Raw genomic sequence first — 12,600 nt, 5'->3', positions numbered from 1 at the left:
TTGGCGTAAAACGTAGGACAATGTTTTATCTCGCTTGAAGGGCACAAGGCTGGTTGCTTTTCATGCAGTTAATAGGCCTGAAGACTACAGGTAGTGCTGGGTGAATTAATGCCAATAAATGATTGATCACAAATATGCAATTCAATACATTGCAAAAGGTGGCTTGGTTGTTGAATTCAGTTACAATTCTTCGCTCACTCGTAGTCGCAAGGTGTATTAAATGGAGCTTTTCATTAATCTTGTAGGGTTAAGCATTGCCCTTTTCATAATTTGGCTCTTATTTGCTAAGCGTAGAATGAAAAAAACTCTAGAAGACAGAGCTGCTTTTGACGAGTTTGTGAAACTTCGAAAATTTAGCCTTGAAGAACAAAAAGAGCTCTGTTCTCGACTTAGTTTAAATCACCAGATAGGAACACGCTCATACGATTCAGTAGAAGATTGGAAGAGAGAACTTACAGTTTTATGGGTAGGTGAAGCTAAAGACATCGAATTCACATACCGTAAATATGATGAGAAAGAACGACGTAATATATCCCCCACTGAATTTGGGTTTGACGGCAATAAAAAAGCATATATTCGGGGTGTTTGTCACCAAAGCAACGAGGCTCGAACATTTAAAACGGCTAGGATAGAAACAAAAATTAAAGTTGGTTCAAAGCGATTTGACCTAATTGACTGGTTAGAAAACGAATTGGGTATTGATGCTAATGACTTGGTAGGAAATCTTGAGGTAAAGCTTTAAGTGAGACAACTTACTGATAAACAGAGACAACGTGATGTTATCCGCAGTTTGAAGCATAGAACTAAACAATGGATAGTCCCGACATCACCGTTCGTTCATATTGGGCGAGATGTTTACGGACCTGTAAACGAATTGATTGAACGTGAGATGCAAAATGGTTTAATACACCATTACGCACCACCAAAAAAAATGAAAGGACCGGCTCTTCGTAGCAAAAAGAAAAAGAAAAAAAAGTACAAAGGCATCATTATTTGTCTACCTGAACATATGGACTTTAGTGAGAATTACAATGTGACAATGCAGCATCTCACTGTCATCAGCAAACTTGTTGAACTAGTGAAAAAAAATAAAGGTCGCGCACTACCCAAAAGTTCTTTCAACTTAGTATCTGTAAATTTTGATAACCTAAAGTCGATTTCGACGCCAGCAGCGCTTGTACTTACCGCAGAAATATCAAGCTGGGATGATAGCTTGCGTAATGAGCTAACTCCGAAGATCGGACAATGGGACGACGATATTTACAGTCAATTCCATGATCTTGGTTTTTTTGACCTATTTACAAATAAACCAGAATACAAACCCTGTACTGATGGTCACCCGTGTTCTGACAAAAGGCTTGTTAGATTCAAAAAGGGGCAATGTGGAGTTAAAGGCAAACCAAGAGAACTCAAGAAAGACTTAAAACAAATTGTTGGTGATGAAATCGATAAATGGACTTTTCTCCATACAGGTTTAGGAGAAGCCATTACCAATGTAAGTCACCATGCCTACCCTGAGTCATTTGAGGCGAGAAGCCCCAAAAAGCAGTGGTTCCTGACAGGTTCTTACCATGAGCCCTCAAGAATCCTTAAGGTTGCTTTTTATGATCAGGGAATAGGGATTCCTCAAACTCTGCCGACATCAAAGTTTGGAGAAAAGGTAAAAAGCTTTTTCGCTCACTTGCCACTTGATAAATTTAAGCAACTTAAAGACGAGCATTTATTGAGAGCAGCGGTTGAAATTGATAGAACTAGCACAGACGAAAACGATAGAGGAAAGGGGTTGCAAGATCTACTAGAATTTATTAAGCAATTAAAAAATGGTAGATTATCAATCTTAAGTAGCTCAGGGCATTATAGCTACTCAATGGAAGGTGGGATTGAATCAACTGGTTCTTACGCTCTGCAGCGACCTCTGTTAGGCACACTAATAATCTGGAGCGTAGTATTATAATGAAGAGACTTATCATGAGTGTATTTAATATAGGGCAACAATTCAGCAACGATCCACAAGGAAGGTACTATAGTGATGGTAAAGGTAGCGGTGAAGAGTTCCGAGAAAAGCACTTAAAGGCTAAGCTATCAGAGCTAGCAAGCGGTGAGACGTTGACCATAATTTTGGATGATGATGTTGACGGTTATGGCTCTTCATTTTTAACTGAGGGCTTTGCAGGAATGGTCAAATATGGCTACATGAAAGCCGATGTTCTATTGAGTAAAATTCAGTTCAAATACTCAGATAGTGACTTCGCATTTTATGAAAAGAAAGTACGTCAGTACATTTCAGAAGCAAAGTTTGACTCGAAAAAATATGAACCAACCAAACCGTTCGGTGCTGCATGAGTTCTTCTGCTGTATCAAGAGATCAACCTGAGATTGCCTGTGATAATGTCACAGGCAATTTTTCACTAACCCCTCAAGAAAATCTAGATTTACAATACCCTGAACTAATTAATGTTCTAGAGAGTCTCAATAAGACTATTGCAGAGGGCTCGCAATGTAATAGCTTTGATTCTAAAAAAGCTATTGCCGAAGCAATCCACTCACTGAACCAGTCAGCCTCCTTCAACGCCAATAGTGAGAAGCTTCTCCAGGCGCTAAGGGAATTAAACAGCACTCTTTCTTCTACACCTTCAGGTTCGTTGGTTGAGCTTCTTGGTGGTGCTGTTTTCTCTGTAATTGCGGCATTTGTTTTCAACTTCCTTTATTGGAAGTCAAAAGAAAAGAGTGAACGACTACGTGCTGCTATAAACGAGGCCAGAGATGCTCTTCGAGATTTTGAGGAAAACGCAGTAGATTATTGGTCTAACGACTATAGCCCAAAGAACACAAAGACCAACGCTGTCCAGCAAGCCAAAATCAAAGCGAACCATACATTATTACTTTCAACTCATACTAATCGAATTTTACCGCTTCTTAACAAATCACAAAAAAGCATTGAGACAGTCAATCCCAAAAAGAATATCTTAATAGAGATTGAAAAATTGTTTGATATTGCAACTGGTGGTGAGTTCGAATCCAGCAGGCGAAAAGCTAATAAACGAAATGTATCTGACATTATCCGCCGTTGCACCAGAATACGAACTCGGTTAGCAAACTTGAGTTCATAGTGTCGGTTAGTTAACTGAACGACTGAATAAAAAGCCGAATCTACCGCTTAAAGGTTCGGCTTTTCCAACCTCCAAGATCAATTCTCGCTGTAGATATAAGCATACTACCCCAGCAGTATGAATTCGTACTTTTGGCACTTTGATGCACTCCTCTGTTCCTAACCTCTACCTTCCACTGCTGTTCTTGAGCTTATTTTTTATAACCATGTCTCAACGATTCGATGAAAACATAGCCAGACATGAATCAGGCACAAATTAAATATGTAATTAATTTATCTTGTCGAAACGAAAAAAAATTTAGTTGTTCATTTTATTTCTTTTACAGTATGTTGTGTTCTTGGTTGGGAAGTTTACATAAGAAGTACTCTGTGCTTTGCGATGGTAGTAGTTAATGATGGAATTTGAAGTAGATGATAAAAGGTTGGCCGAATTATTAGAACAACAAGAAATTCCTGTATTGTACCGGACAGGGAAAAAAGGGCTTCCATTATATGTAAAACTTCCATTTGATAACATGAATATGTTGTGGCTTAGAAATAATGCAGCTAGAAAGCCTAAATGGAATACGAAATATAAATGGTGGGAAACTCCAAACACTTGGTTCAATGACTTAGTTACCCGCAGTCTACATAAATATGAGAAAGTATATATTATACAACAATATAGGGAGCAACAAAAATGCGCTCCAGCATGTTGGAAGGCGGGAGGGCACAAGTGCCAGTGCTCGTGTATGGGTGTACATCATGGTTCAGATAATCCCGCAAATGGGTGGTATGTCGTATCAGACACTTTTGCAACTAAATGGGACGACACTTCGGTTGCGTGTCGACTAATGACGAAAAAATAAAATATATAATACAGCCCCAGAGTCTTTTTTAACGCGTGGCATTTTTGCTATTGGGTACTTTGAGTGATTAAGATGGTATGGGGTATCACAATTGTGTTGCTGAGAGCGTAAAAAAATGAGTTGAGAAAGCCTACGCTGATTTCTGCCCCTTTTCTGTTTAGAGTTGTTATTCATAACATTTCTGAGCACTCCCATTTAAAAGATATTGCTTAAGCCTGTGCAATGCAACTAACCCCATAGGGGATGGCCACGTACGGATTATGGGTAACAGAAAGACCACTGTATCAATTGACTCAGAAAACACTCCACACCCAAAGCTAAACTTAATGATTAAAGAGCTATCTAGTTTTGGGTAAATCATCATTAATTTTAAGTAAAAACAATGAGTAACGATAATTACTCTATTTTCTGTCTGGTGTGCTCGAAAACTAACAACGAGCTAATAGGAGGCACCTTCAGTGTGGGCTCTAACTATGTCATATTCAATAGGTAAGCTAATAAAATGGATAGCGCGAAACCAATTACACTCGTTTCTGAGGTCGTTGAGCGTAGTTTTACAAACGATTTTCACTGTTTAATCGCATTAATTCAGCATCTAGGTGCTCATGAAAAATGGAACAGCAGAACACCAAGAAACATAGCTGATAGCATTGGCTTGGATTTAGAAGATGTAGAGAATGTTCTTGATGGATACCCCGCCTTTTTTAGAAAATCCTCTAATCTAAGTGCCCAGAAAGAACCTTTGTACTCTCTGCATATCAGGTATGCGAGAAGAGTAAAGAAACATATTGAGGGAGAAAGCAGTCTCAAGGAAAGGTCAGCACCATTGTCCTCTGAAGAAATGCAGACACTCCTTAACCTAGTAACAAATATGATTGGGTTAGAAGCCGAGAATCGACGTCTTGAAGAAGACTCGAGGCACAACAATATGAAGGTTTGGGTTGCGCTGACAGGTGCTTTTGCCACGGCAATCGCGGCGATTTTAGCGCAGATTGTCAGTAGTAGTTCTTAAAAGGAATAATGATGAAACTTACTAAGTTCCGAGTTAGAAATTTTCGTTCAATCAATGATAGTGGTGAGATTACGACAAATGATTTAACAGCCATACTAGGTCGTAACGAAAGTGGCAAGTCTAACATTTTGCTTGCTCTTCAACACTTAAATCCTCCGGGTGGCATAACTGATATTGAAGCCATAAAGAACTTCCCGCGCGATCGCAGACTTGCTGAACAGGATGAAAACACACCATTCCTTAACACCGAATGGAGGCTGTCACAGAAAGATAGAGAATCCCTGTCTTCAATTTTTCCTAGAGCGTCTGAGGTTTCAACTGTCACTATTTCCCGCCGATACGGAAGCACTAGATATATTGGTTTATCCCGCTTAAAAAACCAGAGCTTAGATATAAAAGCAATAAACAGAAACATTGATAAAATAGTTACGCTACTAGATGTTTTAAAAACCGATGAAAATGCTGATAGCGTCGATACTGCTGTGCAGCAGGTAAGCATGCTGAAAGCAACTGTAACACAATCTGCCAATAGTTGGTTGAAAGCAGTTTTAGACCAATATGACCAAGTGTTTAGAGGTGCCGCGCAATACACGTTAGAAAAACAAGACGAATTCCTCGACCTGAAAGATGAGTTCGAGCAGATAGTTAAGGCTTTAGATGATGGCGAACAAGAGAAAAAAGCATTTAACTTTATAATTGAATGCCTCCCTGTTTTTGTATATATCGATGAATACCCACATTTGGATGGACATCAAAACCTCAGCATCCTTAGTCAGCATAGACAAAATCACCAGTTGACTGCGGAGGACGAGGGTTTCATTAAATTGTGTAAGGTTGCGGATATAGACCCATCTGAGCTCCAAGAGTTAGAATCAGATCCTGAGACACGAAACCAGCTCGTTAATAGAGCAGGGGCTGTTGTTACCCGTGAGATTAGACGCTTATGGACAGACCGCGAGTTGAAAGTCCGCTTCAATTTGGATGGCAACTTCTTTGATACTTACGTATCTGACCCAACGTCTACTTATGATGTTGAAGTTAACCTTAACGAAAGGAGCCGAGGTTTTAGGTGGTTCTTTTCATTCTATATTACGTTTTTTGCAGATACACACGGCGGGGATGCAGAAAATGCGATCATTCTTCTAGATGAGCCAGGACTTTATCTGCACGCAAAATCTCAAAGTGACTTGTTAAAACATCTTGATGACGACTTTAGCAATCAGATTATTTATACAACGCATTCACCTTTCTTGGTCCCAACAAAGCAACTTTCTACGGTTAAGACCGTGAATATATGCCAAGAAAAAGGAACAACAGTTACTAATGATCCCACTGGTGATTCAACTACGTTATTCCCTTTACAAGCGGCGCTCGGATATGAAGTTTCTCAGTCGCTATTTATCGGTTCAAACAATTTGGTTGTTGAAGGGGTTACGGATTTTTGGTACCTGTCCTCGATGTCTGAATACCTGAAATCGTTGGGTAGGACAGGTCTAATGGATAAAATAACTATAACTCCAGCCGGAGGGGCCCAAAAAATACCATACTTAGTGAGTTTGTTGTCGTCTCAACACCTCAATCTATTGGTGTTACTCGATCATGAGAAAGATGCAATTGCCACTAAGACCGATTTGATAGCTAATCACAAGCTATCTAAAAGAAACGTCATCTTAGTCTCTGAAGCAATAGATAGCGATGTCGATGAATTGGATATTGAAGACCTTTTTGGTTCAGATTACTTTCTTTCTCTCGCAGAGGAAGCCTACAGGGATGAAATAACTGGTGATCTCAAATACAACGATAATATTCCAAGGGTCTGTAAACGATTCGAAAAAGCGATGAAGGATTTCGGGTTAAAGAAGCAGTTTGTAAAAGCAAAACCAGCAAGAGTATTTATGGGTAAACTCTCCGAAGGAAAAGAAAACTATCTTCCAGAAGAAGTAATCGATAGCTTTGAGTCGCTATTCAAACTTATCAATAAACGAATGAAATAGGTTTATAGGGGGGGGATATGCAACCCCCGCTATCTCTACCCGACATTGGGCACGCATAGAGGATATCTCATCTCAAAGATTCAGGAACTTGGTTGAGGCAAATTTTAACTTGAGAACATCGGCGTTCTAGTGCCCAATACAAATCTTCTTTTACTAAATTCAACTCAGAGAACATGATGGAACTCATTGAAAAGTTAATAAAATACCTACAGGATAATCATGAGTGGTTATTTAGTGGTCTTGGAACGTACGTAATCTCTGGTATTGCCGCAGTTCTGTTGGCTGTGCTCACAATAAAGATACGGAACAAGCGCAGTTTGGCTAATCAAAAGATAAAGTCAGGCAAGAAATCCATAAATATCCAATCTGGCAGAGATACACGTTTCTAGGAGTAACAATGTTCAACAAGCAGAAGATAGACTCTGGTGATGAGTCTATTAACATTCAGGCAGGGAGAGATGTTCATATTAACCCTCAGTTTCAATTTTCTCTTGAGGAACTTAAGGCATTTTTGAACGAGTCACAGACCTCTCTTCCAGAACCGACTATCAAATATCTGGTATCACAGTCCTTTGATGATCTAATTGCTATAGCAAACAGGAACTTAGAAGTTATCCCTGTGATGAATCCGTTGCTTGTTGAAAACAATGTATTCACTTCCCTTCAAGAGCTAACAAGGGGTGATAGCGGAATATATCGAGATTTGGGTAAATATGGGAATAACTTTAATAGTGTTGAAGATTACTTAAAAGAATACCCTGAAGCTGAGGTTGTTGAAGGGAGACAAGGCAGGTTTCCTTACTTTGATACTATTAGATCACCTAAGTTTGAGGAGCTTGAAAAGCTCTCAGAAGATGACCCTCTGACAAGAGCAATGCTTGATCATAAGGTTCACGAGAAGTTTTCGATAGCACTCATCGGAACCTACGAGCATGGCTGTTGGGGGGTACCTTTGATCGAAGAGTATATATTAAGAGGTGTTTGGGGGGTATTCCTCACCATTACAAATAACTCTGATACCAACATTATTTTTGAGCAATTAGAAAGTGAAACACACCTGAGTCAAACCTTCGAGAGCACTTCTAAGGCTGCTCTCAAATCTCTAGCTTATACTTTACCTAGAGCACCTATAAAGCCGAATGAAACGGTTGTTATCCCTGTAAGCATATTGATTACTCCAATCGGAGGCATAACAACAAATGAAATCTCTAGAATCCCGAAATTTGCCGATGGAGAATGGTTTAGGGAACTAAGCCATCAATCAGGGTCGCCTGCCGACTTAGAAGAAATGTTGAGTTTTGGTACGGTCATTGCACCAAAATCTATTGGTTTTCAAAGCCAAAACAAAAATCACTCCGTAGGCATACATGACTTTGATATTACCAACATGTATACAATAAACAGAGCATGGCAATGTGGTTCCTGCCCACATTTGTTCTTCACTTCTGATCAGGAAGTATACATAAGAGAGTTGCTTCCAGATGGTCAAAACACTACCGTCTCAGATTCTTTTACTGTCCCTGAGAATGTAAAACAGTTCACAATTGCCGAGTTGGAAGACGAGACTACTTATATCGATAGCTTATACATCAATGATGTGCTTACTGCCAAAAGCCTAAAATTAGACACGGGTGACTCTGTTAGCTTTTTTGTTAGTTCAGGCGATACAGTCCGGTTACAAGGCCGATATCTCACTCATAGAGACTCAGCAAGTGATGCACCATTTGGTACTTACCGAAACTCGCTGATCAACGACTATCTAAATTCAAATCGTGACTCACGTATAAAATAGTACCTAATATTTCCTCATAAAACGTTAGCCTTGGCAGTTAGTTTATAAACTGGGGCTAACTCATGGAGCGCTATATTTGTGTTGATTCATCTTTCTCTAAATTAGTAAGAATGCTGATTCATTTATGTCCAAAAGTAGCTCAGCACTTCTTAGCGCAATAACAACAAAAAAAGGCTGCCAATCTGGCAGCCTTTGTGGTTTGCAAGCAAAGTTGTTATCGCCCTCTCCCCGTGGGCAGAGTGATAATAATCCAGTTGAATATTCGTTCTACCCTAAACTAGATCGGCTGCGAGTCAGCTCAAAGAACGAATTCACTTAGACCAGAGGCTGAAACTTTAGAATTTCACCAAAGGCCAAAAATCGACGATAAATCTATCCTAGAAATGGAGTGAGATAGGAGTGGTCCCGCACGGGACGCAATATAAGTTGCTGAAATACGGTTTTTGTATGCGTGCTCTCTCATCACATTCTGGGTAAATTATGCTCATATGACACCATGAATCTCCCTAAATGACGGGTCATGGTGCTAAATTATGGTGAGGATTTATACAGTTCTACAATTTTAGAGGCCGTCTTTTTGTCCTTCTGAATGGGCGTGCTTACCTAGATGAGCCACAGTTGGCGAGCTATGCAGAAAAATTCTGTATTTTGTTAAGTAATGAATCATACGCGATAGATAAGTTATTGAATATGTGGCATATTAATGTGTACACTGTCTTGCATAAGATAACTAGATAGATGAATGCTGTATTTAAATGCAGAATTTTTCTATCTAATAAAGCTGTTATGAATAATCTAAATCGGAGATTGTAAATTGAAGAAAGTATTGTTGTTATCATTGTCAATATTATTAACCGCTTGTGCTTCGGGTCCAACCCCAAAACAAATGTCAGAAGCAATAAAGGACTTTAAGCTAGAATCAGAATCTAGTGGCGATATTGTAGATATCTATATTTACTATTTACACGCTAAGGATAAGACTATCTTTGGTGATGTTGCCTATACGCTAGACGGTCAAAAAGAGTATATTGCTAAATTGTTCTACGGTGAGTATGTTCATTTTCAGGTATCGCCAGGTCAGCATACTATTTCCTGGCGAGGTAAGGGTAAGAAAACGGGTACAATGGCCGGTGATAGTCTTACCATGAACTTTGAAAAAGAGAAAACATACATCTTTAGGCAGGTTCACAAGACGATCTTCAATCAGTACGCTGATGATGGTTTAAGTACTATAAGTAGTCTAACTTTAGCAAAAGATATGATCTCTGGTAAGTACTATCTATCCAAAACTAAAAAGACGTCCGTTACAGAAAAATGTGTTAACGTGCGTGAAGTCTTACTTTTGCCGATGCTCTGTGGGTAGCTTCTTCATAACAAGCAATTTAAGAGGGATTCACAACGCTTGGCACTTTTGCTTCTACTTCAAATTTAGTGTTTATGGCACAATGTTTTAGTTTGGTTCTAGAATTCAAAGACTTATTAATGGCTTAGTATCAAGTTTTAAGTGCGACTACCTCCAATAGCCACCCTTCGGTGGCTTTTTTACGCCTGTCACATAACCCCACCGAAAGCACGACCAACCCACGGAAAACGCACTCCTCCTCCCCACCTGAAGCGTTTTCGATCTCATTTTTTCGCAACTTTTGTTCGGGGAAGATTAACTTATTGGTTTTATAAATGTATATTGCTTCGTCTTATCATATTGGAAAATCAATTACTTACTTATTTGAATTCAGAAGTGATTAATTGCAAAGGAGCTAAAATGAAAAAGTTATTAGTTATGATATTGAGTATAGGGCTGGCTTTTCCAGCTTTCAGTCGAATAGATTGTAAAGGAAAAATTACAAATCTCGCCTTGCACATTGATAGCTGAATTTTGTTTGTTGGGTTGGAAGGTGGCCCTACCGCAACTCAACTTTGTTCTGTTAGTTCACAGTACAATGGAGTCCCTCCCGAATCATGTAAGGCCCTGTATAGTAGTCTATTGTCAACAAAAGCAGCAGGTAAAAAATCTTTGATACGTTTTTACAATTTTGATACTTGTGCTGATTCTAATCTGAATTGGAAACCAGCAGGTATTCTTGGCTGGAGCCAACATATGCTCGATTAGTGAACATTGCTTGCTTCACTCCGCTTCCCAACAGCCACCGATTACGGTGGCTTTTTTGTGCCTGCTATACTGCGCCACCGAAAGCACGCCCAACCCACGGAAAACGTAATACTCGTCCCCACCTGAAGCGCTTTCGAACTCATCTCTTCGCAATTCATTTCAGCGAAATTCTGCTGGTGCTAAGAAGGGTTAACCAGCCGTTAGCGCAGTTTGTTGATTGGCAATGGCATTAACATTCTGTGTTTCGCATGGTCTATCATGACAAGCAGTCGTCTCCTGCATAAAAATAGATTTATAAAATGAATATTTTTTATAAAATGAGAGGTAAAATATATGCAATTGCTTGAAATAAAACTATACGTCCATATAGTGATAGCATTCATCGTTTAAGTGTCAGGAAACATATGTCAATTCAAAATCTAAATGCTGACGATACAGTTGTCAGTAACTTTGGTTTCTGTCTGCATTGGTCGTTAACCACACACTGCCTCTGAAGAGGTAGGGCCCTTGCTCAGTTCTGCAAACGAGAAATAGCGTCGTTCAAGCAAAGCGCTAGGATGCATTGTTCCAAGGTGAATATGCCTATCAAAGAGAAGTTACCTGTGACTGTCCGGTATTTGGACTACTTAAACTCGCCTTTTTAAATTGGAAAGCAGTATTGAAGTGAGCACGGGGTTAGTGGTTAAGGTGTTATTTCCAAGATTATGTATTGCAAGCCTCACACCTTAACAAGGAACCAAAAATACAAGGAAACTCAGTTTAACAATGGAATTTCTAGAAATACTTAAGTCAAAAGAAGTGGACATATACATCGCATTAGTTGTGATGATCTTAGGGCTCATTTTAGGCCTGATTGTGGATACCTTCAAAGATAACAAAGTGGTGGGAGCGAGTCATAAAGGTATGCATATCACCCCTGTGAGCGTGACCACTATTATAAAGCTACGAGATAATCAACCTAATGAGTATTCGGGTGATGAAGGAATAATGTTTGTCATTGGGTTTATTCTCTTCATTGCTGGGGCTGTATATGTATTCAATCGATTGGAGGTACTCAACTCTTTGTACTACCTGACCGTTTTTAACATTTCTCTTTGGTCAGGTGGCATGATTCATAACCTTTTAATAGGTAAGTTCGCCGGATGGCGTTGGTTTGCAAATTTAGCATTCTACTGTGTTTTTTTTGTAGCAATGTCGCATATTGTCAATAAAGCAATAACGCCTAATTATGCACCTACGAACTTCGTTTATAGTCAACGACTCGTAAATCAAAATGGCCTTTTGGGGTTAAGTGATTATTTCTCGTATTTAGACTTTAAATGGTTCATGTTCCACATTGCGGGTGTTTTATTACTCTTTTTCTCTATGATTTTGCTCATCTTATCAACAACTTACTTTGCGATTATGGGCAATTATGTAGTATCAGATAATTGCGAGGAGCCTTGGCTTGCAAAGCGAACAAGAAAATACGCACATTTTTGGAGCAATATCATTTCCATATCGATTTTATTGTGTGTCTCTTACTATTTTGTCGCTGGAAACTTCTTTATGTGGTTTGAATACGAGTTTCCTGAAGGAATGAAGTCCTTTATGAGTAGAGCTTTATATGGTGGGTGATGTCTCACTTATCTGGAGAATAAAGGCTTTAAAGCAGGATTCGGGCGGTTCGCGGGGTGTAACTTCGCTTTGCACTATATATACCAAGTAACCGCGGGGGGCCAAGTTCAGCGAGAAA

At 39.3% G+C, this 12,600-nt stretch carries 10 protein-coding genes; all 10 read left to right on the top strand.

Going from position 1 to position 12,600, the window contains the following annotated elements; translation table 11 throughout:
• Positions 1 to 220: 220 nt before the first annotated feature.
• Positions 221 to 742, top strand: a complete 522-nt coding sequence (locus AND4_RS07650) for a WYL domain-containing protein (RefSeq protein ID WP_009842373.1) — start codon at positions 221 to 223, stop codon at positions 740 to 742.
• Positions 743 to 1,954 (top strand): hypothetical protein, encoded by a 1,212-nt coding sequence (locus tag AND4_RS07645; RefSeq protein ID WP_009842372.1) that lies wholly within the window; start codon positions 743 to 745, stop codon positions 1,952 to 1,954.
• Positions 1,955 to 1,968: 14 nt separating this feature from the next.
• Positions 1,969 to 2,343 (top strand): DUF4325 domain-containing protein, encoded by a 375-nt coding sequence (locus AND4_RS07640; RefSeq protein WP_009842371.1) that lies wholly within the window; start codon positions 1,969 to 1,971, stop codon positions 2,341 to 2,343.
• On the top strand, positions 2,340 to 3,110 hold the full coding sequence (locus AND4_RS07635) for a hypothetical protein (RefSeq protein WP_009842370.1): 771 nt from the start codon (positions 2,340 to 2,342) through the stop codon (positions 3,108 to 3,110). Before AND4_RS07640 ends, AND4_RS07635 begins: the two co-directional genes overlap by 4 nt.
• A gap of 391 nt (positions 3,111 to 3,501) precedes the next feature.
• Positions 3,502 to 3,957 (top strand): hypothetical protein, encoded by a 456-nt coding sequence (locus AND4_RS07630; RefSeq protein WP_009842369.1) that lies wholly within the window; start codon positions 3,502 to 3,504, stop codon positions 3,955 to 3,957.
• Between the two features lie 502 nt (positions 3,958 to 4,459).
• On the top strand, positions 4,460 to 4,969 hold the full coding sequence (locus tag AND4_RS07625; RefSeq protein WP_009842368.1) for a hypothetical protein: 510 nt from the start codon (positions 4,460 to 4,462) through the stop codon (positions 4,967 to 4,969).
• An 8-nt stretch (positions 4,970 to 4,977) separates the two neighbouring features.
• Entirely contained in the window at positions 4,978 to 6,963 is a 1,986-nt protein-coding gene (locus AND4_RS07620) for an AAA family ATPase (RefSeq protein WP_241210249.1), read from the top strand.
• A 397-nt stretch (positions 6,964 to 7,360) separates the two neighbouring features.
• Positions 7,361 to 8,755 carry a hypothetical protein gene (locus tag AND4_RS07610; protein ID WP_009842365.1) on the top strand — a complete coding sequence of 465 codons (1,395 nt, stop codon included), beginning with the start codon at positions 7,361 to 7,363 and terminating at the stop codon, positions 8,753 to 8,755.
• Between the two features lie 814 nt (positions 8,756 to 9,569).
• Positions 9,570 to 10,118, top strand: coding sequence for a hypothetical protein (locus AND4_RS07605; protein ID WP_009842364.1), 549 nt, complete (start codon positions 9,570 to 9,572; stop codon positions 10,116 to 10,118).
• A 1,512-nt stretch (positions 10,119 to 11,630) separates the two neighbouring features.
• Entirely contained in the window at positions 11,631 to 12,482 is an 852-nt protein-coding gene (locus tag AND4_RS07600; protein ID WP_009842363.1) for a hypothetical protein, read from the top strand.
• The last annotated feature ends 118 nt before the right edge of the window (positions 12,483 to 12,600 follow it).

The sequence above is a fragment of the Vibrio sp. AND4 genome, from assembly GCF_000171815.1.
GTDB lineage: Bacteria > Pseudomonadota > Gammaproteobacteria > Enterobacterales > Vibrionaceae > Vibrio.
This window is presented reverse-complemented; position numbering and strand designations above follow the sequence as displayed.